The sequence below is a fragment of the Planococcus wigleyi genome (assembly GCF_014836985.1).
In the GTDB taxonomy this organism is placed as follows: Bacteria; Bacillota; Bacilli; order Bacillales_A; family Planococcaceae; genus Planococcus; species Planococcus notacanthi.
Genome location: NZ_JACSPU010000003.1, coordinates 285,777 through 311,054 on the forward strand (window position 1 = coordinate 285,777; position 25,278 = coordinate 311,054).

At 45.5% G+C, this 25,278-nt stretch carries 22 protein-coding genes and 1 pseudogene; 15 read left to right on the forward strand and 8 right to left on the reverse strand.

Annotated features, from left to right (window positions below):
• Positions 1 to 97 precede the first annotated feature (97 nt).
• Positions 98 to 1,507 carry a hypothetical protein gene (locus H9630_RS10095; protein WP_191715362.1) on the forward strand — a complete coding sequence of 470 codons (1,410 nt, stop codon included), beginning with the start codon at positions 98 to 100 and terminating at the stop codon, positions 1,505 to 1,507.
• Between the two features lie 147 nt (positions 1,508 to 1,654).
• Here the strand turns inward: H9630_RS10095 and H9630_RS10100 are convergent, their stop codons facing one another.
• A complete protein-coding gene (locus tag H9630_RS10100; RefSeq protein WP_191715363.1) occupies positions 1,655 to 2,215 on the reverse strand; it encodes a shikimate kinase in 561 nt (186 codons plus the stop codon).
• A gap of 188 nt (positions 2,216 to 2,403) precedes the next feature.
• Between H9630_RS10100 and H9630_RS10105 the strand changes: the two genes are divergently transcribed.
• Positions 2,404 to 3,444, forward strand: a complete 1,041-nt coding sequence (locus tag H9630_RS10105) for a lactonase family protein (protein ID WP_191715364.1) — start codon at positions 2,404 to 2,406, stop codon at positions 3,442 to 3,444.
• A 39-nt stretch (positions 3,445 to 3,483) separates the two neighbouring features.
• On the opposite strand, the gene H9630_RS10110 is transcribed toward H9630_RS10105, so the two are convergent.
• Together H9630_RS10110 and H9630_RS10115 are read right to left on the reverse strand one after the other, a co-directional pair.
• A complete protein-coding gene (locus H9630_RS10110) occupies positions 3,484 to 3,813 on the reverse strand; it encodes a hypothetical protein (RefSeq protein WP_191715365.1) in 330 nt (109 codons plus the stop codon).
• Positions 3,814 to 3,816: 3 nt separating this feature from the next.
• Positions 3,817 to 4,395, reverse strand: coding sequence for an SCO family protein (locus H9630_RS10115; protein WP_191715366.1), 579 nt, complete (start codon positions 4,393 to 4,395; stop codon positions 3,817 to 3,819).
• A 231-nt stretch (positions 4,396 to 4,626) separates the two neighbouring features.
• Between H9630_RS10115 and glgB the strand changes: the two genes are divergently transcribed.
• From glgB to H9630_RS10155, 8 genes are all read left to right on the forward strand, one after another.
• Complete coding sequence (gene glgB, locus H9630_RS10120) at positions 4,627 to 6,495, forward strand: 1,4-alpha-glucan branching protein GlgB (RefSeq protein WP_191715367.1); 1,869 nt, start codon at positions 4,627 to 4,629, stop codon at positions 6,493 to 6,495.
• Entirely contained in the window at positions 6,485 to 7,636 is a 1,152-nt protein-coding gene (locus H9630_RS10125) for a glucose-1-phosphate adenylyltransferase (protein WP_191715368.1), read from the forward strand. The genes glgB and H9630_RS10125 overlap by 11 nt, the downstream gene beginning before the upstream one ends.
• Positions 7,633 to 8,655 carry a GlgC family sugar phosphate nucleotidyltransferase gene (locus tag H9630_RS10130; protein ID WP_191715369.1) on the forward strand — a complete coding sequence of 341 codons (1,023 nt, stop codon included), beginning with the start codon at positions 7,633 to 7,635 and terminating at the stop codon, positions 8,653 to 8,655. The genes H9630_RS10125 and H9630_RS10130 overlap by 4 nt, the downstream gene beginning before the upstream one ends.
• Positions 8,652 to 10,079 (forward strand): glycogen synthase, encoded by a 1,428-nt coding sequence (locus H9630_RS10135; protein ID WP_191715370.1) that lies wholly within the window; start codon positions 8,652 to 8,654, stop codon positions 10,077 to 10,079. Before H9630_RS10130 ends, H9630_RS10135 begins: the two co-directional genes overlap by 4 nt.
• Before the next feature lie 15 nt (positions 10,080 to 10,094).
• Entirely contained in the window at positions 10,095 to 12,482 is a 2,388-nt protein-coding gene (locus H9630_RS10140; RefSeq protein WP_191715371.1) for a glycogen/starch/alpha-glucan phosphorylase, read from the forward strand.
• Positions 12,483 to 12,501: 19 nt separating this feature from the next.
• Positions 12,502 to 13,311, forward strand: coding sequence for an SDR family oxidoreductase (locus tag H9630_RS10145; RefSeq protein WP_191715372.1), 810 nt, complete (start codon positions 12,502 to 12,504; stop codon positions 13,309 to 13,311).
• A 93-nt stretch (positions 13,312 to 13,404) separates the two neighbouring features.
• On the forward strand, positions 13,405 to 14,568 hold the full coding sequence (locus H9630_RS10150; RefSeq protein WP_191715373.1) for an MBL fold metallo-hydrolase: 1,164 nt from the start codon (positions 13,405 to 13,407) through the stop codon (positions 14,566 to 14,568).
• A 4-nt stretch (positions 14,569 to 14,572) separates the two neighbouring features.
• The gene (locus tag H9630_RS10155) at positions 14,573 to 14,833 is read left to right on the forward strand and encodes a DUF3006 domain-containing protein (RefSeq protein ID WP_191715374.1); all 261 of its coding nucleotides are present in this window, start codon (positions 14,573 to 14,575) and stop codon (positions 14,831 to 14,833) included.
• Between the two features lie 45 nt (positions 14,834 to 14,878).
• On the opposite strand, the gene H9630_RS10160 is transcribed toward H9630_RS10155, so the two are convergent.
• The 4 genes and pseudogenes from H9630_RS10160 to H9630_RS10175 all read right to left on the reverse strand — a co-directional run bounded on the left by H9630_RS10160 (position 14,879) and on the right by H9630_RS10175 (position 18,365).
• Positions 14,879 to 15,178: a DUF3219 family protein gene (locus H9630_RS10160; RefSeq protein WP_191715375.1), complete on the reverse strand. Its 300-nt coding sequence runs from the start codon at positions 15,176 to 15,178 to the stop codon at positions 14,879 to 14,881.
• A gap of 3 nt (positions 15,179 to 15,181) precedes the next feature.
• A pseudogene (locus tag H9630_RS10165) lies at positions 15,182 to 16,345 on the reverse strand (acyl-CoA dehydrogenase family protein).
• 375 nt (positions 16,346 to 16,720) lie between these two features.
• Positions 16,721 to 17,779 carry a YkvI family membrane protein gene (locus H9630_RS10170; RefSeq protein WP_191715376.1) on the reverse strand — a complete coding sequence of 353 codons (1,059 nt, stop codon included), beginning with the start codon at positions 17,777 to 17,779 and terminating at the stop codon, positions 16,721 to 16,723.
• A gap of 256 nt (positions 17,780 to 18,035) precedes the next feature.
• Positions 18,036 to 18,365 carry a general stress protein gene (locus tag H9630_RS10175; protein WP_191715377.1) on the reverse strand — a complete coding sequence of 110 codons (330 nt, stop codon included), beginning with the start codon at positions 18,363 to 18,365 and terminating at the stop codon, positions 18,036 to 18,038.
• Between the two features lie 123 nt (positions 18,366 to 18,488).
• Here H9630_RS10175 and H9630_RS10180 point away from each other — a divergent pair, with 123 nt between their 5' ends.
• The 5 genes from H9630_RS10180 to H9630_RS10200 all read left to right on the forward strand — a co-directional run bounded on the left by H9630_RS10180 (position 18,489) and on the right by H9630_RS10200 (position 22,901).
• On the forward strand, positions 18,489 to 19,223 hold the full coding sequence (locus H9630_RS10180; RefSeq protein ID WP_191715378.1) for an MBL fold metallo-hydrolase: 735 nt from the start codon (positions 18,489 to 18,491) through the stop codon (positions 19,221 to 19,223).
• Positions 19,224 to 19,331: 108 nt separating this feature from the next.
• On the forward strand, positions 19,332 to 20,354 hold the full coding sequence (locus H9630_RS10185) for an LLM class flavin-dependent oxidoreductase (protein WP_191715379.1): 1,023 nt from the start codon (positions 19,332 to 19,334) through the stop codon (positions 20,352 to 20,354).
• Between the two features lie 108 nt (positions 20,355 to 20,462).
• The gene (locus H9630_RS10190) at positions 20,463 to 21,104 is read left to right on the forward strand and encodes an NAD(P)-dependent oxidoreductase (RefSeq protein WP_191715380.1); all 642 of its coding nucleotides are present in this window, start codon (positions 20,463 to 20,465) and stop codon (positions 21,102 to 21,104) included.
• Positions 21,105 to 21,262: 158 nt separating this feature from the next.
• On the forward strand, positions 21,263 to 21,532 hold the full coding sequence (locus H9630_RS10195; protein ID WP_191715381.1) for a hypothetical protein: 270 nt from the start codon (positions 21,263 to 21,265) through the stop codon (positions 21,530 to 21,532).
• A gap of 82 nt (positions 21,533 to 21,614) precedes the next feature.
• A complete protein-coding gene (locus H9630_RS10200; RefSeq protein WP_191715382.1) occupies positions 21,615 to 22,901 on the forward strand; it encodes a purine/pyrimidine permease in 1,287 nt (428 codons plus the stop codon).
• Positions 22,902 to 22,992: 91 nt separating this feature from the next.
• Here H9630_RS10200 and pepF read toward each other — a convergent pair whose 3' ends face one another.
• Complete coding sequence (pepF, locus tag H9630_RS10205; protein ID WP_191715383.1) at positions 22,993 to 24,804, reverse strand: oligoendopeptidase F; 1,812 nt, start codon at positions 24,802 to 24,804, stop codon at positions 22,993 to 22,995.
• Between the last annotated feature and the right edge of the window lie 474 nt (positions 24,805 to 25,278).

Here is a 25,278-nt window from a genome sequence, read left to right on the forward strand (position 1 = left end):
ACATATTTACTGAAAACAAAAAATATTGGGAAGGTGCAGAGTGCACCAGACTACCCTTGCCACCGTAAAGTAAAAAAAGCCGGAAGGAGGAGCTGAATTGAATCGGTTTGCCGCTAAAGGATTTATATTTACCGTTTCTATCTATGCTTTATTGCATTTTATTACGTACTTTTATGAAAATGCGGTTTTAAGTCTGCTGCTTTCTGTCTTTGGAATGCTGATATTACTGTCGGCATTGCTCTTATTGCCTTTTAAGAAAATTCAATTGCAATTATTTCTGGTCCTGATGGCTTTACTGGTGTTGTACACGACGAGCAATTCTTTTGGAACTGACATGATTCAGGCACTGCAGCAGATGCGGAGCCTGATCGGATTGCTGCTGATTGTGCCGATGATCAGTTGGGTTCTGAAAGAAGAACCTTATATAGAAGAAATTATGAGTTTCGCACATAATTTCCTGAACAAAAGCCAGAAATTCTATTTTGGGCTCATGATGATGACACAAGTCATCTCCCATTTTCTTCTGTTTGGTTCAGTCCCGATGATGTATCGTTTTATCGATACCTTTTTGAAGGGACATAAAGACGAGGCTTGGGAAAATTTCAAAGGAACCGCAATTCTTCGAGGCTTCGGGCTTTCGACCTTATGGGTCATCAGTATTCCCAGCTTTATTTTTGCAGTGGAGGCGCTGGAAGCGACTCTGTGGAAGTCGATGGCACTCGGATTCGTATTCGCCTTGGCGGGCACCACCTTGTCGGTAATCTTTTCATATTATCAGGAAAAGAAATACGGAGTGGACTATTCGTTAGTTCTGAAGCAGGAAATCGATAAGGCCATGAAGAATTCACGGAATACCGGAAAGTGGAACAAGGACGTTGCGGAATTCGTTTTCCTTTTCGTTTCTTTGTTTGGCACCATTTTCCTTGTCCATGAACTAACCGGGTTGGAATTTTTGTTGACCATTCCGTTGGTGATTTTGGGATGGACCTTGTTTTATTTTCTGTTTAAGAAAAAATCCTCTAATCTTGTAGCGGAAACCCGCTACTATTTTTCGGCGGGCATTGCTAAACAAGCTCAGCAATTCAGTATTTTAATCGCGGCCGGTTTACTGATTTATGCCTTAAATCAATCAAATGTCGGTGATTACGTCATCAGCGGCATGAACTTATTGACAGACGTTGTTCCGGTACTGAATATTCTTTTTCTGGTACCATTCATTGTTATTGTACTGGGCTTTATCGGGTTGGGCCCCTTGCCGGTCATTGTATTGGTGACAGGGGTTTTGGAAGCAATCCCATTTCCGTATCCGCCTGAACTGGTGGTGTTGGCCGTAACTTCCGGAAGCGTCATCTCCATCATCTTGTCGCCCTTCGTTATGCCGGTCATTATTTTGAGCAGCATTAATGGATTGAGCGGAATTCGGAACGGCCTTCGATTCAATTTGAAGTTCGCAATTGCTTTTTATATCATGGTCCAATTGTTCATCCAGACAGTTATTCATCTATGAAGGATTTTTGACAAACGAGTCAGAGTGAAATTGAAAGCTCATAATCGATGGCGTATAATCAAAATAACTGAAAATTGAAATGAATGAGGTGATAATGAAATTAGTGTCTATTAAAAAAACGCCATACAAAGATGACGGTTTTGATTTTCACTGTGGTTGAGGTGCATGGATTTCCCAGGACAACTTCAAAGCATCTGCTAAATAATCGGCAGCTTCTTCAGCTTTGAGATTGTCTACTTGGAATTTAGAGTGGTTTAACGAATAAATAGTTTGCCGCTCAAGAAACAGCGCTTCAATTTCTTCAAGAGAACGTTCCTTTAACAAAGGCCGGTTGTCAATGAGAATGTGGACACGGTCTTTCCACGACTCCCAAGAAATATCGAGAAATAGGACGATGCAGTTAGCCATGCAAATATCCTGAATTTCTTTTTGCAGAAAGGCACCGCCGCCGACAGAAATGATATTCAAAGGCTGTTGGCTGTACTTCACAATCAACTCTTTTTCTTTGGCGCGAAATGCCTGTTCCCCGTAAACTTCGAATATTTGTGGAATCGGCATAGCGAATTCCTTTTCGATTTCTGCATCGATGTCTACAAAACTGCGATAAAGCTTTTGAGCAAGTAATTTTCCGACAGTTGTTTTTCCAACTCCCATAAAACCGATGCACACAATGCTTTTTTCACGGATGGATAAACCGAAATTTCTCATTGGCAACCCTCTTTCTCATATTATGGACTGATCAGGTTTCATAGCTTACTTTACCTCATCTGCAACGGAAATTCACGGGAATTTGAAATTATGCAGCTTTGGTTGGGAAGTTTATTTTTAAAAGGTGCTTTTTCTTCAGGGTGTTCAGCAGTTGTATAATTTACTTTAGAAAGTCGAGGAGGAATTTGATGGCAACCAGCTACCTGCTGACAGGATCGTATTCATCAGAACAAGAACCAGGCATTAAACTATGGGAATTCGAGGACGGCACCGGTGAATTGCGGGAGTTGATAGGCGTAACGGGTATTGAACGGCCTTCCTTTATCGCTGTCCATCCCAATGGCACGAGCTTTGTTGCAACAAGTGAAGTAGGGAATGGGGAATTGGTGAGCTACTGGATCCATCCAGTTTCAAGAAAAATAGTGGAAATCAACCGGCAATCTTCCAATGGAGACCATCCGGCGCATGTCACCATCGATGAAACCGGAAGATGGCTATTGTCCGTTACATACTCAGGAGCTACTGTAAATATTCATCCGCTCCATTCTGATGGAGCAATCGGAGAGCTGGCGCATTCGGTAAAGCATGAAGGCTCTGGCCCGAATAAGGAACGGCAGGATGCAGCCCATCCGCATTCCGTCATACAGATGCCCGGGAAAAATTTATTTTTGGTATCCGATTTAGGGACGGATACCATCTCTACTTATAAAATGGATTCCAATAATGGGAAGTTAACATTTCAATACAAGACTCAGACAGAAGCGGGCGCCGGTCCCCGCCATTTATGCTTCCATCCCACTAAACCGCTGGTCTATTCATTGAATGAACTAAATTCCACCCTGATGGCCTATCGAATCAGCCAGGAAGGGCAATTGGAGTTTTTGCAACTGCTGCCATTATTGCCCGACAGCTACAAAGAGGCAAACACCAGCGCGGAAGTCGCTGTTTCCCATGATGGCCGTTTTGTCTATGCATCGAATCGAGGCCACGACAGCATTGCTTCATTTGCCATTCAAGACAACGGAACCCTGGAGAACTTGGGGTTAACCGGATCGGGAGGAGAAGGGCCGAGGCACTTTGCTGTCATTCCCGGCAACAACTGGATGGTGGTGGCCAATGAAAACTCCCATACCCTTGCAGCCCTGAAAATGGGACATTCAGGTGCTCCGTGTACAGTTGAACAGATTGTCCAAACCACTGCTCCGGTGTGTGTCAAAGTGATCAAGTAAAAGAAAACAGACAGAGAAAAATTCTCTGTCTGTTTTTTCTTACCAATCTTTCGATTCTTTTTCCATGATGCCCAATTCTTTCATCAAACGGATAAATCCACTGTCCCGATTGCCTTCGAAAGCTTCTTCTGTGCAGGAAGAATGCGGTGGATACTCCAGCTCCTGAGCTTCTGCGAGCGTCGATTCTTCCAGGAAGTTGGTGGCATCCGCCTCTTCAAAGCAGGAAGGCGCAATGTAGGTGCGGAACGAATGCTCCAGTATGACGCGGCTTTCAGGTGCCGGAACGTTTTCTCTTGGCATGAAAAAGAGCAACAGCAAAACAGCAGCGGCAAGGAGCAGCACAACCATCCAGATTTTTCTTCGCTTCATTTTTTATTCCTCCGTCAACAGGATTTCCGCATCCGCCAAAATTTCTTCAACTGGCGGATTCAATCCATCATACAATTTCATGATGACACCTTCCTGGTTCACCAAATAGAAGTACGTACCATGAATAACTTGGTCATCATTTTCAGGTTTCCGGGCTAAAGTCTGGAAATTATCCATAGCGAATTCGTCGATTTCCTGCGGGCTGTAGCCCGTCAGCAAGTTCCAACTGGATAAATCGGCCCCGTAATTTTCGGCATAGGACTTCAGTGTCTCGGGTTGATCGAAAGCTGGATCCACACTGAATGAAACAATCTGTACATCCAATCCTTCAGCTTCCAATTTTCCTTGCAAGTCAGTCATATTTGCCATCATCGGCAGGCAGACGGTGGTGCAGTTGGTGAAAACAAAATCAGCAAGCCAGACTTCGCCTTTCAGGTCGGCCGATCCAAATTCTTCGTTATTGTGATTAGTGAACGTAAAATCTTCTATTTCCCATTCAAGGGGGTCTTCAATCCCCTGGTTGCATGCAGCTAAAAACAGGGTAAGCAGCAAAGCGAGTAAAAGTCCTCTATATTTTGGCACGAATCTTAGCCTCTCTTTCAACAAACAGATATCCTCCTAAGCCTAGTGGATATTCTTCCTTCAAACAAGGGTATATGGGAAAAGAAATGTGTAAACATTTCGAACAGAAGGATCGAAAGCTATTTCAATTTAACGAAATATTTGAATAATTATCATTCTTAACAAGGGATTTACATGGCTTATGTAGAATTAAAAGAGACGCGGAACTGTAAAAATTTTGGAGGTGTGAAGATGAATGAGCTGCAAAGTCTGCTTACGCAGGAAAAGCTGGAAGCTTTCCATGCTGGCCTCATGCAAGATGCCTACCTGTACTTTGGGGCACATGCCAATGGAGAGGGGACACGGTTCGTTCTTTGGGTCCCGGATGTTTCCCATGTGGCGGTAGCCTGTACAAATCCTGAAAATATGGAGGAAGCAGTTTATCAAATGGAACAGCATCCCCAGGATGCGACAGTCTGGCAAGTACACATTTCCCATAAAATGATCGGTTATTCATATGAATATATTATTGAAATGTCGAATGGGGTGTTGTTTCGGAAATCTGATCCTTATGCTCAGGCCAGCGAACTGAGACCCAATACTAAGTCAGTAATCGCTCCGGTATCCAAACACAGCTGGTCAAAAACGGTTTTACAACGAAAAAAAATCCAAAATAAAGATCATCGTGAAAAACCAATGGCCATTTATGAATTACATATCGGAACCTGGAAGCGGACTTCACAAGGCGGGTTTCTGAATTACCGGGAATTGGCTTCGGAACTGATTCCGTATATTTTAGAAATGGGCTTTACCCATATAGAAATTCTGCCGATAACAGAGCATCCCTTGGATGAATCCTGGGGGTATCAGACAACCGGTTATTTTGCGCCAACCAGCCGATATGGAACTGCAGATGATTTGAAATACTTTATCGCCAAATGCGCTGAAAATAAAATCGGACTCATCTTGGATTGGATACCCGGCCATTTTTGTGTCGATGAGCATGCACTTGCTCTTTTCAACGGAGGTCCTTTATACGAAGAAGAACGGTTGGAACGGCGCGCCAATCCGGACTGGGGGACATTGAATTTCGATGTCCAAAAAGGAGAAGTCGTCAGTTTTCTGCTATCAAGCGCCCATTACTGGATGAATGAATTTAAATTTGATGGATTCCGAATGGATGCACTGGTGTGTCTGCTGTTTATCCCCAACAGAGAAGAACGGCCCCATAATCCCGAAGGAACTGATTTTCTCCGGAAACTGACGAATAGTTTAAAGGAATTCTATCCGGAAGCGCTGTTGATTGCAGAAGATGCCTGGCATTACCCAAAAGTGACGCATGATGTCTCAGAAGGCGGCGTCGGCTTTCATTATAAATGGAATTTCGGCTGGATGCGCGACACATTGGATTACATGGAAACGCAGCCTTCCAAACGTTCCGAAGTCCATCAAAAGATGAATTTTTCCTTGGTATATCAATACGAAGAACGTTATCTTTTGGCACTTTCCCATGATGAAGTGGTGAATGGCCAAGGCTCTTTATTGAACAAACTTCCCGGGACGCTGGATGAACGTTTTCTGCAGTTGCGGCTGTTGCTCGGTTTTTGGATTGCCCATCCGGGAAAGAAATTGCTGTTCATGGGCCAGGAGTTCGGCCACTTCGAGGAATGGGAATTTAAACCCGAATTGGATTGGCCATCACTGGAAACCGAAGAGCATAGAAAAATGGCGGAGTTTACAAAAAATCTTCTGGCTTTCTATAAAACCGAAAAAGCATTTTTTGAATTGGATGACCATCCGGATGGCTTCACCTGGATAGATGCAGATAATCATGAACAAAGCGTGGCTGCTTTTATTCGCAGAGGATATCTGCCACAGGATGAGTGCATCGTTGTCTGTAACTTCTCTGACCGCCATTATGAAAAGTTTAAATTGGGGGTTCCGGAAAGCGCAGAATATGAAGGGATTTTTTCAAGCGGATATGAGTATCAAAAAGCAGCAATTAAAGCGGCGGATATCCCATATGATGATTTGCCGTATTCAGTGGAGATGGATTTGCCTGCATTCACCATGACTGTATGGAAACAAAAAAAGATGGGAGTGGAGCAAGATGAACGATAAAGTAATCGCAATGCTGTTGGCCGGTGGACAAGGAAGCCGGTTAAAGTCCTTAACTTATACGATAGCCAAGCCCGCGCTTCCATTTGGCGGGAAATATCGGATCATCGATTTTCCGTTATCCAATTGCACGAATTCGGGAATTGAGACGGTTGGCGTGTTAACGCAATACCAACCCCACGTACTGCATCAATATATCGGCTTGGGAACACCCTGGGACTTGGACCGTCGGAGCGGCGGAGTAACCATGCTTCCGCCTTATGCAGAAATCGATGGCATTAAATGGTACGCAGGAACAGCGAGTGCCATTTACCAGAACATCAGTTTTTTAAAGTCCTGTGACCCGGCATATGTACTGATTTTATCAGGGGACCATATTTACAAAATGGACTACGAGGCTTTAATTGACTACCACAAAGAGCATCAGGCGGATGTCACGATTTCCGTGTTGGAAGTGCCGTGGGAAGAAGCCAGCCGTTTTGGAGTCGTCAACGTTGATGATGGAATGAATATTGAGGAATTTGATGAAAAACCGGAAAATCCGAAAAGCAATTTGGCTTCGATGGGGGTCTACGTCTTTAATTGGAACGTCCTGGAGGAATATTTGAAAATGGATAATGCAGATGAAGAATCGAGCCATGACTTCGGCAAAGATATCTTGCCAGCTATGCTCGATAAAAAGCAAAAGATGGTGGCTTATCCTTTTAAAGGTTATTGGAAAGATGTGGGGACGGTTGAAAGCCTTTGGGAAGCGAACATGGACTTGCTCGATTTGAATGCAGGATTGAATCTTCATGACCCGGGCTGGCGTATTTATTCTTCGAATCCGCAGCTGCCTCCACAAGTCATCAATGAAACAGGCAATGTCCAAGAATCCATGGTAAATGAAGGGTGCGTCATTTCCGGGGAAGTGTTCAAGTCCGTCATCTTTCAGAATGTGACAATTGAAGAAGGAGCCTCCGTATCGGAAAGTGTGGTCATGAGCGGGGCTACAATCTGTAAAGATGCAAAACTTAGCCGGGTCATTGTACCGCCGAAGTTAGATGTGCCTGAAGGGTTCGAACTTCTCCAGCAAAAAGAAGGAGAAGTGGTCTTGTTGACACAAGAACAGATGGATGAATGGAAGGAGCGTGTCGGAAAATGAAGTTATTGGCTGTAATTGATACGTCTGTAAAAAAAGAAGGGCTGCAGGATTTAACAATACACCGGGCCGTTTCATCCATTCCTTTTGCCGGACGTTACCGGTTAATTGACTTTCCATTATCAAATCTTGTCAATTCAGGGGTCACTACAGTTGGCGTCTTTCCATCCTATCCGTTTGCTTCTTTGCTGGACCATATTGGTGTGGGTAAGAGCTGGGATTTAGATAGAAGAAAAAACGGACTGTTTTTCCTGCCGATTACTCAGCGGGATGGAGGGTTATCCACTGTTGGAGCTTTTGCGGGTCTGGAAGAGCATATGCAGTTTTTTACAAAAAGTATTCAGCCCCATGTAATCGTCAGTAATGGTTTTGTCATCAATCAACTGGACGTTAAAGATATGCTGGACAACCACATCCAATCGGGTGCAGATATTACGGAAGCTGTGATTGATGGGGTTTCGTTAAAAAAATATATTTTATCCAAAGATCTGTTGGTTGAATTAATCCAGACCCACCGCGAAAAAAACGTTGTGAGTGTGGAAGATGTTGTGAATTTGAAGAAGAGCCCCTATACATTCAATCAATATGAATACGAAGGGTATTATGCCATCATTGATTCCGTCCAAAGTTATTTCCAGGCATCATTGGCATTGCTGGATGAAGAAAACAGAAAGCAGCTGTTTCTTCCAGACCGTCCGATCTATACCAAGGTGAAGGATGAGCCTCCAACACGGTATATTGCGGGATCCAAAGTTAGGCGGGCACTGATTGCGAACGGAAGCACGATCATGGGTGAAGTGGCGGACAGCATCATCAGCCGTGGCGTGTACATCAAGAAAAACGCACGTTTAGAAAAATGCATCATCATGCAGAAATGCGTGATTGAAGAAAATTGTAATCTGTCTTATGTTATTGCGGATAAAGATGTCTATATCGGTGAAGGGGTTGAGCTGCATGGAACCGCTGAGCAGCCAATTGTTTTGCGTAAAGGGGAGACGGTCACCAAGGAGGATTTACGATGAAAATCATTATGGCAGCAGCAGAATGCGCACCTTTCGCAAAAGCTGGTGGACTGGCGGATGTGATGGGAGCATTGCCGAAAGAACTCAGCAGATTAGGCCATGAAATCATGGTCGTCATCCCCAAATACAGTTTGATTGCCGAAGAATACACCGCAGAATTCGTTTTGAAGGAATCGGTTGAATTCAGTTTCAAGGGGCATCAAAAGACTTTTGGCGTTTTTCAATATGATCAGGCCGGAGTGGAATTTCTGTTCGTGGAAAATGATAGCTACTTCAAAAGAGATCAGATTTATGGACAGCCAGACGATGCCGAGCGCTATGCTTTTTTCAACCGGGCCGTACTGGAAATCGTTCAGCGCGAACAGCAGCCACCGGATTTAATTCATGTTCATGACTGGCATACCGCCACCATTCCATTTTTATTGAAGGAAGATCCGCGGTACGCGTCCGTCCAAGCAGCAAAGACTGTGTTGACGATCCACAATCTGCAATTTCAGGGGAAGCTCTCCAAACAGACATTCCTGGAGAATTTTGAGATGGATGAGCGCTATTTTGATGAAGGAGCAGTGTCGTGGGAAGGTGACTTCAATGCCTTAAAAACGGGGATTTCCTATGTAGACAAAGTGACGACGGTCAGCCCAACGTACCGGAATGAAATCTTGACGGAGTTTTATGGCGAGAAGCTCCATACTTTCCTACAGGAAAAAGAGCAGGACTTAATCGGTATTTTGAATGGCATCGATACCGAGGTCTACAACCCTGCAACGGACCTTGCCATTGAACGGGAGTTTGATGTCATGAACCTTGAAGAAAAGCAGGTCAACAAACGGGCAGTCCAGTTGAAGGCAGGTCTTCCGGAACGCGGAGACATACCTTTATTGACGATGATTTCCAGGCTTGCAGGACAAAAAGGAATTGATGTTCTGCAAGAGGTGCTTCCTTCTTTATTGGCGGAACAGGAAGTTCAATTTGTATTGCTAGGTTCAGGCGAAGAAAAGTACGAACAGTTTTTCAAGAAACTGGCGGCTGATTTTCCCACTAAAGTTTATGTCCATGTCGGTTTTGATGAAGCGTTCGCCCATTTGTTGTATGCCGGGGCCGACATCTTTTTGATGCCTTCTCATTTTGAACCTTGTGGCTTGAGCCAGTTGATATCGATGCGTTATGGAACTGTTCCTGTGGCCAACAAAACCGGGGGGTTGAAAGATACGGTTATTGAATACGATGAAAGCTTGAAGAGCGGAAATGGGTTCTTAAGCGACTTTCAACAGGATGAGCCCTATGATGTAGCCTTGAACCGCTGCCTATCTTTTTATCAGCAGCCAGAGCATTGGGAAGCCATCAAAAAAAATGGGATGGAAGGCGATTATTCCTGGTCGCGATCTGCGGCGGAATACGCTAAACTTTACGAAAGGCTAATCTAAAGGGGCGTGCCAATTATGTTTTCTTCCAAAGAAGAGTTTAAACAAAGCTTTGTCACTCGCATGGAACACAAGGGACTGGAAAAGACTTCGGAACTGGCCTACGAAACACTTTGGGAAATGATGCAGGAATGGATACAGGAACGGTGGAACCGGACTAGCCAATTGTACAAAGAGAATGGCGAAAAGCAGCTGTATTATTTCTCTATTGAATTTCTGATCGGACGAGTCTTAGGGCAAAACCTCATTAATGCCGATCATTACAATCTGGTCAAAGAAGGGTTGGAGGAACTCGGTTTTCAACTGTCCGAATTGGAAGAACTTGAGACGGAACCCGGACTTGGAAATGGCGGGTTGGGAAGGTTGGCTGCCTGCTTCATGGATTCCTTGGCTTCACTTGAACTGCCGGGACATGGGTATGGACTGCGCTATAAAGGCGGTTTATTTACCCAGCACTTTGTTGATGGCTACCAAACTGAGCAGCCCACTCAGTGGATACAGGAAGAAAACAATGTCGACATTCGGCGCGAGGAATTGGCAGTGGACATCCCTTATTATGGAGATCCCCAATTAGTCATGGGACTGGATGGCTTAAAAGTGAAAGTGGAGGATGCGGAATGGGTCAAGGCCGTGCCTTATGACCTTCCTGTAGTTGGGGCAAATGGAGGCACCGTCAATACACTTCGTCTATGGCAGGCGGAAGTGTCGGATCGGCCATTTCCTGGGAATAAAGATTACGCAGTCTATCAAAGCGAAACGGCTAAAATCACTGACCGGCTGTATCCCGAGGATTCTTTGGATGCTGGAAAGATTCTTCGCCTCAAACAGCAGTATTTTCTTTGCAGTGCATCGCTCCAAAACATTTTGAACTATCGCAATTTTGCTGTAGAGACACTTCCGGACAATGTCGCCATCCAAATCAATGATACCCATCCGGCACTGGCCATTCCGGAATTGATGCGTCTTCTGGTTGACGAGCATGCCTTGAGTTGGGAAGAGGCCTGGGGTATTACGACACGCACTATTTCCTATACCAATCATACAATTCTGGAAGAAGCCATGGAGAAATGGGACAGCCGATTGATTCAATCTTTGCTGCCCCGAATTTACTCCATCATCGAAGAAATTGACCGGCGCTTCAAAGAAAGCTTAGAACAGCAGACAATGGATGAAGAATCCTTCCATAAACTTTCCATCATCGAAAACGGAGTCATTAAAATGGCAGTGCTGGCGGTAGTGGGAAGCTATAAAGTGAATGGCGTGGCAAAATTGCATACGGAAATTTTGAAGAAGCGTGAAATGAAAGAGCTGAATGAGCAATTCCCCGACAAGTTCCATAACAAAACCAATGGCATTACACATCGCCGGTGGTTGCTCAAAGCGAACCGGGAGTTGTCCGGATTGATTTCGGAAACGATTGGGACGCAATGGATCAAAGAGCCTGAGCGATTGAAAGAATTACATTATTTTGCTCAAAATCATTCTTTTCTTCAAGAATTTCAAGCAATCAAAAGCTTGAAAAAAGACCATTTGATCCATCATCTCCAACGCGATCAGAATGTCATTGTGGATCCGGATTCTATTTTTGATATTCACATCAAACGATTCCATGGCTATAAACGCCAATTGATGAATATACTTCATATCCAGATGCTGTATGACCGGATCAAACGGGATTCAACTTATCGTCCCTATCCGCGCACCTTCTTTTTTGGAGGAAAAGCGGCGCCAAGTTATCATTTTGCAAAGCAAGTCATCAAGATGATCAATACAGTTGCTGCGAAAGTAAACAGTGATCCTTTGGTGAGGAAACACCTCCATATCGTTTTTGTTGAGAACTACAACGTCACGCAAGCGGAATACCTGATACCGGCAGCGGATGTCAGCGAACAAATATCGACAGCGTCTAAAGAAGCTTCGGGTACAGGGAATATGAAGCTCATGATGAACGGTGCCTTGACCATTGGTACCTTTGATGGCGCGAATGTCGAAATATTCGATCAGGTCGGCAAAGAAAATGCTTTTGTCTTCGGAATGCGTGCAGAACAGGTGATGGAATATGAAAAAGAACAATCCTACAATCCGAAAGACATCATCGAAGCCGATCCGGAAATAGCCCAATTGATGGAAGAGTTGGTTAAAGGGGAATGGACAGAAGGAAAAACGAATGTTGACTTTATTGTAGAGCAGCTGTTGGAAGACGGGGATCCGTATTTCGTATTAAAGGACATCCGCAGCTATTCCAAAGCGCATGAGCAATTATTGGAGGTTTATGCCCAACCGGAAAAATGGGCGGAAATGTGCGTCAAGAACATTGCGGCATCGGGTATTTTCTCGAGCGACCGCACCATCCAGCAGTATTCAGATGATGTTTGGCATTTAACGAAGATCCCCAGTGTGCATTAGAACATGAAAGGGTGGAACTATGGCTGATAAAGGGTTTGATAATACCGATTTAAAAGATTATAAAGCCAGTGGAGCGCTGGCTGGAAAAGTGGCGATTGTCACGGGGGCAAGCAGCGGCATCGGTCAGGCTGTGGCAATTGCTTATGCCAAAGAAGGCGCAAAAGTGGTCATCGGTTACCTTGGTGACGACGAAGGCGCTCAAAAAACAATCGAGTTGATTGAGGGCTATGGAGGAAAAGCCAAAGCGCTAAGTGGCGATTTAGGGAAGTCGGAGAATTGTGACCGGTTGGTCCAATTCACATTAGCGGAATTTGGCCAAGTGGATATTCTGGTCAATAATGCCGGGTATCAGTATCCTCAGACATCTCCGCTTGATATCACAGATGAACAAATGCTGAAGACTTTTGAAATCAAGGCGTTCGCGATGTTTTATCTGACACGGGCGGCTCTTCCTCATTTGAAGAAAGGTTCACGCATCATCAACACGGCTTCGATCAATGCTTATCGGGGACATTCGGATTTGATTGATTATGCAGGGGCCAATGGTGCGATGGTGGCGATGACACGCTCACTGGCTCGCCGGCTGGTACGCGAGGAAATTGCAGTGAATGGCATTGCCCCGGGACCGATTTGGACGCCATTGATCACCAAAACTTTTGGTGACTTAAACCCCGATGTCGGTGATGATTTTGGTGAGGACGTGCCGGCTGGACGGCCGGGACAGCCCTATGAGCTTGTGAAAGCCTATGTATTTCTGGCTGATCCCCAAAATTCCTATATGACAGGCCAATTTCTTCATATGAATGGCGGAGACTATATGTCTACTTAATTCAACGCATGCAGGGCAAGGGGAATACCTTGCCCTGCTTTTTCATTTCTGTTTGCATATGGTAAAATTCACTGGAGAAAGAGGAGTGAGTTTTTGAAAAAGATTATATGGTCTTTATTGGCAGTCGTTGTTTTGGTATTGCTGGCAGCTTGTACTGGAGTTTCTGAGAAACCAAAAGAAGAACGCAACCATTCAGAAGCAAATCAGGAAAATGAACTGGAAAAGATGGAAGAACCTACAGGCGTTGAAGACTCGTCCGAAAACAAAAAATCTGCTGAAGAAGTGGCATTGGAAGGATTGACGGTGCATTATATTGACGTGGGACAAGGCGATTCCACGCTGTTGGAATTCGATGGATTTTCGATGTTGATTGACGCAGGCAACTGGAATTCCAAAGAAGCCGTTGATTACTTAAAGCAGCAGGAAATCCAGGACATTGATATCGTCGTTGGGACACATCCTGACGCAGACCATATTGGTCAATTGGCTCAGGTAATCGGAGAATTTGAAGTCGGGGAAGTATGGATGTCCGGCAACACAAGCAGTTCCAATACGTTCCTTAATGTGCTGCAGGCCATTGAAGCGAGCGGGTCGGAATACGTGGAGCCGAGAAGCGGTGATGTTTTTGATGTAGGCCCCATGCAAATTGAAGTGCTGTATCCTGATGAAATCACCGGCGCAGCAAATGAAGAATCAGTTTCCTTGAAAATGACTTATGGGGAGATCCGGCTTGTTTTCACAGGAGATGCAGGAATTAAGCAAGAGCAGGAAATGATCGACAGCGGCATGGATCTCGATGCGGAAATCCTGCACCTGGGACATCATGGATCCAATACGTCGACAAGCTCTGCCTTTTTGGAAGCGGTGACGCCTGAAGTGGCGATTTACAGTGCAGGTGCTGATAATTCCTACGGACATCCGCATGCAGAGGTGATTGCTGCTGTGGAAAATGCAGGCGCTAGAGTTTATGGAACCGATGTCAACGGGACCATTATTGTTGAAACAGATGGCGAGTCCTATAATGTGGAAATCCAGGAGGAAGGCGTGCCGACTGAAGGAGAAAACCGCTGCATTGATTTGAATGTCGCATCTTCCGCGGAACTACAAGAAATTTCCGGAATCGGGCAAGCTTATGCCCAGGATATTATCGATCAGCGGCCTTTTGAAAGCGTCGAAGAATTGCTGGACATTAAAGGAATCGGTCAAGGAACGCTGAGTGCTATTCAGGAGCAGGGCCTGGCATGTGTAGGAGGATGATGAAATGAAAGGGATTTTGGATAGAATCGAAGGCGGCAGACATGCAGTCATATTGGTTGAAGAAGAAGGGGTCGAACTGGTCTTGCCTGCCAATCTCCTGCCTGAAGGAAGCCAAGTCAATTCCTGGTTTACCATCGATGCGGAAAATGGCCAATTGGCTGTCACGTTGGACGAGGAAACATCCAACGCCAAGAGTGTACAAGCTGAAGAGCTGATGACAAGGCTCCGGACGAAGAAAAAAGGAAGCCGTTTCAAGCGGAATTGAAAAGAAGCCCGTGGCCTGTATAGGGTTACGGGCTTCTTCGTATGTTTAGACCTGTTCAATCAATTCCAAATAATAATCGGCTACTTGCCCGGGTTTGTATAAATCAGTGATGGACGTTGAATAATTGGCGATGGATGCATCAAACTCCAATTTTTGCTCAGGAACACGAATTCGGAAATTCATTTCATAGAGCAGTACAGCGATGTCATGATATTCTTCGCTGGTCACTTTGAAATCAAAGCTGATTTTTCTTTTTTGCTGTTGGGAACTGGTATCTTCGACTGTTTCTTCTTTAAAGTTGTATGCGTTGATTTGTGTATCATTGATCCAAACGGTGGTTTCCATACTTTATTTCACCTCTGATTTTGATGGTTGAGTAAAACTTTTGATTGCTTGTACAGCCAATTGGCCCTTGACCATATCCTCCATTGGCGGATTGTAAAGCCCTGCACGGACGTTTAGGTAATGGCGGTGCATTGGATTGTCTTCTGAAAGGGCGCGGGACCCGACGATTTTCATCGCTTTGTCCACGATGCCCATGGCTGCCTGGGTAACAGCAATTTTCGTGATATTCAAAGCTTCATCCATCTCCCCCTTATTGCGGGCAAGGCCATAGCGTTCTGCTGTGCCGTATAACAGATGGCGGGCAGTTGATAGTTCAAGCTCCATTTCACCGATAGTCTGCTGAATGGCAGGCGTTTCTGCAATGGGTTTGCCGAGAGACGCAGGTGTGTAATTGGCTGCAAATTCAACCGCGTAGGCTCTTGCTGCAGCGGCAATTCCAATATAGCAGGCTGGAATATGGAGCAGCTAACCTTTGGCAGCAGCCATGCCAGCGGATTTCAGGATATAGGATTTGGGAATCCGGACATCGTTAAGGACCAATGTATGGCTTGCTGTACCCCGCATCGCCAGCATGTCCCAAGTTTCATCGATCGATACTCCTTCAGCATGGCGAGGAATGATAACAGTGATGACTTCATCATTTTCCGCAGCAGCCGTCACAAAAATATAATCGAGTGCAGGTGCCATGGAAGTATAGGTTTTTTCTCCGTTAATAATATAATGGTCTCCGTCGGACACGGCGGAAGTGCGCGGCAAAGCGCCACGGGCAGGGCTGCCGGCATTCGCTTCTGTAGCGGCAGTGTTGATGAGAGCACCTTTTGCGATTTCAGCCATCAGCCATTCTGCTGATTTTGTGTGCCAATGACGGTTTTCTGCATACTCGAGAACGATTCCAACATGCCAGCCGATGGAAAGAGCGGTCGCTCCTGAACCTTCCGCTATGGTTTCCTGTGCCAGTACATATTCGTATAATCCAAAACCCTGGCCGCCAAATTCCTTCGGCAAGGTCAAGTTATGATAATTCATTTTTTTCAGGTCTTTGATGTTTTCAAAAGGGAAGGAGCCGCGTGCATCCAGCTCCGGCTCACGCGCCTGAAAAACGGGCTGAAGGGCACGGAGTTGATCGACTAATGCTTGCTGTTCAGGTGTTTTGATAAATTGATTCATAAATAAGACTCCTTCTTCTTTTGTTATCGGGTTGCGGCGCCCAGTTGCATCGGGTGCCTCCGCATTTCTTTGTCCAGACTCCAGCGGCCAGATTCTCGGGATCATAAGTCAACCCAGCTGTGCGGCAAAGAACGCCACCCTGCTGATCTGCCTTATGCCTGTCGAATCTAGACGGCCGCTTCCGCATTTCTTTGTCCAGTTGCGGCGCCCAGCTCCTCGGGGTCTTAAGTCAGCCCAGCCCAGCGGCACAGATACGCCGCAAGACTGATCTGCCTTAAGCCTGTCGGAGCTCCATGAACGCCTCCACATTTCCTTTATTCACCGTACCATAAAAAAGCCGCCAAAGCTGTGTTGCATGCTTTGGCGGCTTGGGTGTTACGGGCGGTTCAATTTTTTATGCGGTTTTCGGATGTCGGCCACGATTAAGGCTATAACGAGGACCAGTCCAAGGTAACCGACAATCGGATAAAACAGTCTGACAAGTTCGGTGAAACCGACAAAACTTAAGATATAAGCGACAATCCCAACGATGATAACGAAAATACGGAATTTTGCTGTACCCATCACGACAAAACGCGCTGAGAATGAAAACAGCATACTGACTGCCGTATTGTAAATCATCCCGAAGAGAATAAATGACATAAAGACACCGAGAACCGGTGAAATGTCATCGGCGATTTGCAGCAATGGCATTTCTGCGCTGCCGACTACGTCCACTTTGGAGAAAATCGCCAAATGGCTCAGGATAATCAACGCTCCGAGAATAAGGCCGCCGATCAACCCGCCGCGTGCTGCGATTTTTTCGTCCTTTTCTGTTCCACCCATGACGATGGCCATTGAAGCGCCAACGGCAATATTAAATGACACATAATTGATGGCGGATCGGAACCAGTTCGGCAATGCTGAAACTTGCTCTTTCGCAATTTCATCCAGTGACGCAAAGCTGGCATCCATCGTCATCAGGCTGTAAACAGACAAGCCGATAACGGCGATAATCAGAAATGGCGTGATGCTGCCAATGATGGCAATGACTTTTTTGACGTTCAGCATAATGGTCAAAACGACCAGAACGGCCATGACTGTACTGCCCAATGGGGCCGGCAATCCAAATTGCTGGGAGAAAATAGAGCCTGCTCCTGCAATCATGACAACACCTACTCCGAACAATGTCAGAATGATGATGTAATCGATGATGGTACCGACGATTCTTCCGCTGATGCCAAAAATGGCTTCTTTATGCGATGTAGTTTTCATTCGGCTGCCGAGTCTTGTTAAACTCATCCCCAAATATGCAAACAATGCTGTGGAAAGGATGGCGGCAACAGTCCCCATATAGCCGAAGCTTGTAAAATACTGAAGAATTTCCTGTCCGGAAGCAAATCCGGCCCCCACAATGATGCCGACAAAGGCACTCCCCATTTTTAAACTTTTCATGGTGCTCCCCCTTGGTGCAAACTGTCGCGCTAGTAAGTTTTTTAAAAATTAAAAATCCCTATCTAAATATAGCAAAAATAGCATTGACACTCAATGGAAAGTAAGAACGAACTCTATAGTTCACTCTATATACCTATAAGTAGACTTGGGTAAAAATAACATAAGGGGATAACAAAAATTTAAATTGCTCTATTCGATATAATAATTCGCATAAAAAAAGCATCACCGATTGCTTCGGTGATGCTTAGGAGATGGCTTATTCTACGCTTTTGTTTGCGACAATAACCAATTTTCCTTTATCAAGTTCTTCTTCATATTGCTCTGCTTCTTGATCGGATAAACCGGCAGCTGCCAATTTAGCGCGAAGTTCATCGCCGCGTGAACTGGTCATGTTTTTCATGCTGTCCAGGAAGCCTTGTTCTTTCACGCCGACTTCTTCTGTATCCAATGCTTTAGTGATGTCTTTCGAGCGGTTTTTATCATGTGCAAAAATGTAGATGTCATCATGTGTATAACCTTGCGCTTCTAATTTCTCGATTTCCTTTTTGGCTTGTACTGCGTTTTCGACTGTCATTTTTAAAGTCAAAGTAATCCCTCCAAGTAATTTCTATCTTACTACTATGCATACCACGGTGACGGGGGGATTAAACAAGAGGATTTGTTGGCAATCAAGTATACTGTAAGAAATTAGAGATGAGGAGTGGTTTTTTTGAACATCATACCGATTGGCATTTGGGGAGGCTACCCCAATAAAAATGAGGCAACTTCGGCTTTCTTAATCGAACAGGATGGGTTCCGTTGTTTGGTCGACTGCGGCAGTGGAGTCTTGGCGGCTGTTCAAAATTACACGAAATTGAGCGACTTGGATGCAGTGATCATCAGCCATTACCATCCGGACCACGTAGCGGATATCGGCGTGCTGCAACACGCTGCGATGGTGGGCATGCAGTTGAAGGAATGGGAAACGCCTTTGCTGATTTATGCGCATGACAGAGATCAGGAGGAATTCAAGAAACTGTCATATAAAGGCGTCACAGAAGGACGGGCCATACAAGCAACGGAAGCAGTAGAGCTGGGTCCGTGGCAGGTGTCATTCTGTGAAACAATCCATCCGGTGTATTGCTTGGCCATGAAGTTCACTTCCAATGGCAAGAGTGTCGTATTTACGGCAGATACCAGCTGGAAAGAAGAATTGATCGGGTTTTCAGAAGGGGCAGATCTTCTGGTTGCCGAATCAAACCTCTATGAAAAATACCTGGGCATCATTCAAGGGCATCTCAGCGGCAGCCAGGCTGGAGAATTGGCTGAACGTGCCGGTGCCAAGAGGTTGCTGTTGACCCATTTGCCTCAATATGGAGAACTCAATGAAATCTTGGATGCGGCAAAGTCCAGTTATTCAGGTAAAGCGGAGTTCGCAGCTATAGGCGAACGCTATGAAATTTAAACAGCTGGACCTCTCTGCATGATTCAGTTGAAAGCAGGCAGATAGTTTGTATACCAGATATTTTCCTTTTATCCTTAGAGCATACGAAGGATGAAAGGAAGTTAAAAAATGTCACAACCCATAGATTTATTCCCAATTTCCGTTCTGGATTTGGTTCCAGTTCGTGAAGGCGGAACGACGAAAGATGCATTAGATGAAATGGTCGCAATCGCTCAGCATGTAGAGAAGTTAGGTTACAACCGTTTCTGGTTGTCTGAGCATCATAATACAGCTACACTTGCCAGCTCCGCTACGGCAATTTTGATTTCCAAAGTTCTTGAACATACGGAATCCATTCAAGTGGGATCCGGCGGCATCATGTTGCCAAACCATACACCACTAGTGGTCGCGGAACAATTCGGTACTTTGGAAACCATGCATCCAGGCCGTTTGAACTTGGGCCTTGGGCGCGCGCCGGGTACGGACATGCAGACAGCGCATGCGCTCCGCAGAACGACGCAGGAAACGGCATTTGCTTTTCCGCAGGACGTCGTTGAATTGCAGAATTACTTGAAGCCACTTGGAGGACAGGGGCCAGTCCAGGCGCATCCTGGAGTGGAAACGGCAGTGCCGGTTTACATCCTCGGTTCAAGCACCTCAAGTGCCCAGTTGGCTGCAAGTCTTGGTCTGCCTTATGTGTTTGCTGCACATTTTGCGCCGCAGCAGCTGGAACAGGCTCTGCAAATTTACCGCAACGGGTTCAAGCCATCTGAATACCTGGCAGAACCATACGTGATGGTCTGTGTAAACGTCGTTGCTGCCGACTCCAAGGAAGAGGCGGAGAAATTGGCGACGTCCAGTGATCAGTTCTATTTGAACGTTGTGAGAGGCAGCAAGAACTTGCTTCAGCCGCCTTTGGATACGATGGACGGCCAATGGAGTTACCGTGAAGAAATGATGGTGCGTGGCATGTCACAATACACCTTCAAAGGCGATGAACAGACAATCAGCGAACAGCTGGGGAAATTTGTAGCTCAATTGCAGGTTGACGAAGTGATTGCAGTGTCCTATATCTACGATCAGGAAAAAAGAAAACGTTCATTTGAAGTGCTAAAGCAAGCAGCAAATCGTTTCAATGTGACGACTGCCTAATATTTACTTGAACTGTTCCACGGCAGTTGCTCTTCATGATTCACTGGTTTCAGACCAGAACGAAGCTGTTCGTTTGTATGTAGACCATAGAGACTGGAGGAGAAGTAAATGAAAATAGGGATAATTGGCGCCACAGGAAAAGCGGGTAATTTAATTTTAAAAGAAGCGTTGAAAAGAGGGCATGAAGTAACGGCTATCGTCCGAAATTCACAAAAAGTCGAGAATCCGGATGTTCCGGTATTGGAGAAGGACGTTTTCAGTTTAACTACTGAAGATTTGGCGCCTTTTGATGTGGTCGTCAATGCATTTGGTGTTCCGCCTGAAAAAGCAGAACAGCATATCGAAGCTGGACGAATTTTGATCGACGCACTCAAAGAAGCCCCCGATACTCGCCTGATTGTAGTGGGAGGCGCCGGCAGTTTGTTCGTTGATGAAGCACGGACCACTCGATTGGCTGAAACCCCTGAGTTTCCTGAAGCGTTTAAATCGATTGCCAATGGGCAAGCGCAGAATTTGGCTGATTTAGAAGCATCGGAAGGAATTCAATGGACATTCTTGAGCCCTGCGGCATTCTTTGATCCGGAAGGCCGCCGCACAGGCCGTTACCAAAAAGGCGATGATGGTTTTATTGTGAACAACAAAGGAAAAAGCTATATCAGCTATGCAGATTATGCACTGGCGCTAGTAGATGAAATCGAAAGTGGCGAACATAAAAATAGCCGCTTTACGGTCGTTTCTGAAAATCCATGATTGTTTTGAAGAAAAGCCGATTTCCCTGGAAGTCGGCTTTTCTGTTAAACTTGCATCAGCTTAACTTGCCATGAAATGTTCACGTTCCTTAAGAAAACACAACCCTCAATCATGTATAATGAAATGAAACTTGAGGTTTAAAGGTGGGAATCAACACAATGGATTTTTTATATTTTCCTGAAGACAAATCAGAATACATCCCTGGAATTATTTCAGTTGTGATCATATTCATTTTATCCGTGCTGATTGTACGGTTATTGGTTAAAGCTTCGCGCAAGCAAGTGAAGCAATTAGAAGAACAAGGTTATCCGGTTGTCTACAAAGACGGTTTTGATGCAGAGAAGCCAAACGAAGACCGCATGGATCCGCAAGAAAAAGTATACAAAGTGAATAAAGAAAAAGCAGCTCGCGAGAAACCGAAGTCCTGACAACTGTCAGGGCTTTTTTTGAGCTTTTCAATAGGTGTATACTGTAAGCAAACGAGGCACTGAAGAAGTGGGGACAACGATTATGAAAAATATTTTTGGCGGTCTGCAATGGGCGGTCTTCCTGATTGCATCTTCCATTGCAGCACCGATCGCAATTGCCAGCATCTTTGGCATGGATACGGCAGATACGGCGTTATTTGTGCAACGGACCATGTTCGTGCTTGGCATCGCCTGTTTGGTGCAGGCATCCATCGGCCACCGGATGCCGATCAATGAAGGACCTGCTGGCTTATGGTGGGGAATCTTCATTGTTTATGCCGGCTTGGTCGGCATCATGTACGCCACCGTGGAAGAATCCCTGCAGGCATTGCAAAGCGGATTATTGTATAGCGGCGTCTTGTTCATTGTGTTCGCTTATACCGGTTTGGTCGATAAATTGAAGATCCTGTTTACGCCAACCATCACATTTGTTTACTTGCTGCTGTTGGTTCTCCAAATCAGCGAATCGATTTTAACGGGTTTATTGGGCATCGTCTCAGAAGGCGATCCGGTGGATGGTGTAATCCTGGTGGGGGGAATTGCGGTTATTTTGCTGACATTCTTTTTCATGGGCCACAAACGGGCTTGGGTCAGCCGCTATTCCATTCTGTTCGCGATTGCTGCAGGCTGGTTGATTTTCTGGATTCTTGGCAAAGCGCCGGAAGCGGAAGGTGCGGCGAGTGCTTTGGTTTCGTTGCCGGAAATGCTGGTCTTTGGACCTTTGCTTTGGGACAGCGGGATGTTCGTTACGGCTTTGTTCTTGACCCTTCTGCTGATCGCCAATATGATGGCGTCTGTCCGTGTGATGGAAAGCGTTTTGAAGAATTCCTTTTCGATTGAAGCGCCAGACCGCATTAAGCAAGCTTCAACAGCTTCTGGCATCAATCACATCATTGCAGGCTTGTTTTCCTCCATCGGCCCTGTGCCGATTTCGGGAGCGGCAGGATTTGTCAGCGCCACCCGGACACCAGGTCTGAAACCGTTCGTCTTCGGCGGAATCATTGTTGTGCTGATCAGCTTTTTTCCGGCGCTCATGGCCATTTTGGCTTCTTTGCCGGCACCGGTTGCTTATGCAGTCATTTTTGCAGTATTCACCAAAATGGTGGAAATGGCGTTCACTGAATTGGAAAACGAAAAGAATCGCCAGCATTCTTATAAAGTCGCGGCATTTGGGTTGATGAGCGGCGTCGGCATCATGTTCGTTCCGCCTGAAAGCATGGCGAACCTGCCTTCAGTTTTGGCTGCTACTTTATCGAACGGATTGATTACCGGTACCATCATCGCCATCTTTGTGGAACAGCTTTTGTTGTGGCGCAATAGGAAATCGTGAGATGTTTTGTACTCCAATGAAAAGCGGCGCTTAACAGAAGTATCCCAACAATTTAAAAAGCCGTACGCATTAGGCGCACGGCTTTTTAAATTTATTCTTTTTCGATCTCTTCAGTCAAACGCTCCAATTCATCCACCAGTTCGCCGATATAGGCAATGGTGTCACGCAATGGCTGTTCGGTTGTGATATCGACTCCCGCCATTTGTGCGAGCTCTACAGGTGTTTTAGTGCCCCCGGCTTTCAGGACCTCAAGCCATTCTTCGACAGCTGGTTGGCCTTCATTCAAAATCCGTTTGGACACTTGAGTCGAAATGGTCAATCCGGCACTGTATGTGTATGGATACAAGCCCATGTAATAATGCGGCTGGCGCATCCACGTCAATTCAGCGCCATCTGTGATATCGACGGCATCTCCCCAGAATTCCTCCAGCACGCCGCGCTTGATGTCATTCAAAATTCCGGCATTGACGCTTTGTCCGGCATCAATCCGCTCGTATACTTTGCGTTGATACGCTGCTTCAAGCAGATGGGTAACGAAGTTGTGGTAATAAGTTCTGGCCACAATCGAAGAAATCACCCAGCGTTTGAATTTCGGATCTCCCGAGCTTTTCAGCAGGTGGTTGGCTACCAGCATTTCATTCATCGTCGAAGGAGCCTCGATAAAGTAAAGGGATGGACGTGCATTAAGGACGTTCTGTTCGCGGTTTGCATTATAGAAATGTCCGGCATGCCCAAGTTCATGAGCCAGTACAAAAACTTCGTTCATGCGGCCGGTCCAGGAAATCAAAATATACGGATGATTGCCATACGGGCTGGAACAGAAAGCACCGGTTGATTTGCCTTTATTTTGGGCAAAGTCGATCCATCTTTCCGAATACGACCGATCGACCATTTCAATATAATCAGTCCCCATAATGGAAAGGGCATCATCGATATATTGTTTGGACTCTTCCACTGTTATTTCCGGTTCGTAGCTTGGATCCAGGGAAATCTTTAAATCGGCGAATGTCATGCGATCCAGTCCATGAGCTTTCTGCAGGAGCTTGGCGTACTTTTGCATATGCGGCGCCAGTTCCTTGGTAATCAAGTCAATTTGCCGGTTGTAGAGAGAACGGTCCACTTCCTGGTTAAAGAGAAGATAATCGAAAATGCTGTCATAGCCGCGCAGGTCTGCGGTTGTTTTTTCCATCTGCAATTGCATATCGTAAGTTTTGGCAGTCGTGTGCTGGTAATCCTTCAGTTTGTTCGAGAACGCTTCAAATGCGGCACGGCGAAGCTCTGTATTAGGCTCCGCTTCCCAGTCTCCTTCAAAGGATACATAGCTGAGCGGGTAGGTTTGGCCATTTACTTCAAAATCCTCGAAGTTCATGTCGACCATTTTAGTGGTGTTGTAAAGGCCATAAGGCGCGCTGAAAGTAGAGGAATAGGCGGCAAGGCTTTTTTCCACTTCCGGATGCAGCTGGTGGGGTTTTCGGCGCAGCAATTTCTCCAAAAACACGTGGAATTCTTCAGATTCCTGCATCGCCTGTTCCAACGTTTCTTTCGGCAGCTCGAGAAGTTCGCTGTTGATGAAAGACAGCTTGCTGCTGATTTTGGCAGCGGCTGCGCCGAATTTGCTGGACTGTAGTTGAACCTCGTTATTGGTTTGGTCTGTGCTGATCGTTAAACTGGCATAAGTGCTCAGCGGCACTAACTTTTCCAAGAAGGCCACGTAATCCGTTAAAGCCTGAATGGCAGAAGAAGCATCTACAATAGTGCCTTGTGCTTTTTTACTGAGAGCATCTGCATCTTGCTCTAAGCTTTCCAAAGCCTGATCAAATTCTTCAGAACTTGAAAATAAACTCGACAAATCCCAAGTCTCTTCAACCGGGACAGCTGAACGTGCAGGTAAACTTTTAACCATATGATCTCTCCTCTATGTATTACGGAATTCGAACTAATTATCAGTATAGAGGCTGGATAAGAAAAAGTAAAAATATTCTTCAGAATTTAATAAAAATTTTAGAAAAAAAGGTTTATATTTATGGAGAAGGTGGGTACTATAACAATACAAGGCGGAATCACCGTCGGAAGAATACGACTGGATTCGATCCAGAATCGCCTTCAGACGAGAAACTGCACAGCCTTGGCGGGAAATTTGCTTTACTGACGATATTCACTCTTGTCAGGGACCATTGTTATTCGGGTTTCTATCCGGAAAGTGTTTCAAACAGTAAGCCGTAAGTTTTTTGTGGAAGTGCAATTGAAAGCCTGACTGCAGAACCAAAAAATTCACTGAGATGTATATGTGAACCTTATTGCCCTATCGGCAAGTGACAGTCAGCGCAACTAAACTGCAATGACGAGAGTTTCGTATTCGTCAGAGATGTACAGTTTG

Coding starts and splice junctions, on each gene's coding strand:
- H9630_RS10100 (WP_191715363.1), bottom strand. CDS start 2,215: ATGAGAAATTTCGGTTTATCCATCCGTGAAAAAAGCATTGTGTGCATC.
- H9630_RS10105 (WP_191715364.1), top strand. CDS start 2,404: ATGGCAACCAGCTACCTGCTGACAGGATCGTATTCATCAGAACAAGAA.
- H9630_RS10110 (WP_191715365.1), bottom strand. CDS start 3,813: ATGAAGCGAAGAAAAATCTGGATGGTTGTGCTGCTCCTTGCCGCTGCT.
- glgB (WP_191715367.1), top strand. CDS start 4,627: ATGAATGAGCTGCAAAGTCTGCTTACGCAGGAAAAGCTGGAAGCTTTC.
- H9630_RS10125 (WP_191715368.1), top strand. CDS start 6,485: ATGAACGATAAAGTAATCGCAATGCTGTTGGCCGGTGGACAAGGAAGC.
- H9630_RS10130 (WP_191715369.1), top strand. CDS start 7,633: ATGAAGTTATTGGCTGTAATTGATACGTCTGTAAAAAAAGAAGGGCTG.
- H9630_RS10135 (WP_191715370.1), top strand. CDS start 8,652: ATGAAAATCATTATGGCAGCAGCAGAATGCGCACCTTTCGCAAAAGCT.
- H9630_RS10140 (WP_191715371.1), top strand. CDS start 10,095: ATGTTTTCTTCCAAAGAAGAGTTTAAACAAAGCTTTGTCACTCGCATG.
- H9630_RS10145 (WP_191715372.1), top strand. CDS start 12,502: ATGGCTGATAAAGGGTTTGATAATACCGATTTAAAAGATTATAAAGCC.
- H9630_RS10155 (WP_191715374.1), top strand. CDS start 14,573: ATGAAAGGGATTTTGGATAGAATCGAAGGCGGCAGACATGCAGTCATA.
- H9630_RS10160 (WP_191715375.1), bottom strand. CDS start 15,178: ATGGAAACCACCGTTTGGATCAATGATACACAAATCAACGCATACAAC.
- H9630_RS10170 (WP_191715376.1), bottom strand. CDS start 17,779: ATGAAAAGTTTAAAAATGGGGAGTGCCTTTGTCGGCATCATTGTGGGG.
- H9630_RS10185 (WP_191715379.1), top strand. CDS start 19,332: ATGTCACAACCCATAGATTTATTCCCAATTTCCGTTCTGGATTTGGTT.
- H9630_RS10190 (WP_191715380.1), top strand. CDS start 20,463: ATGAAAATAGGGATAATTGGCGCCACAGGAAAAGCGGGTAATTTAATT.
- H9630_RS10195 (WP_191715381.1), top strand. CDS start 21,263: ATGGATTTTTTATATTTTCCTGAAGACAAATCAGAATACATCCCTGGA.
- H9630_RS10200 (WP_191715382.1), top strand. CDS start 21,615: ATGAAAAATATTTTTGGCGGTCTGCAATGGGCGGTCTTCCTGATTGCA.
- pepF (WP_191715383.1), bottom strand. CDS start 24,804: ATGGTTAAAAGTTTACCTGCACGTTCAGCTGTCCCGGTTGAAGAGACT.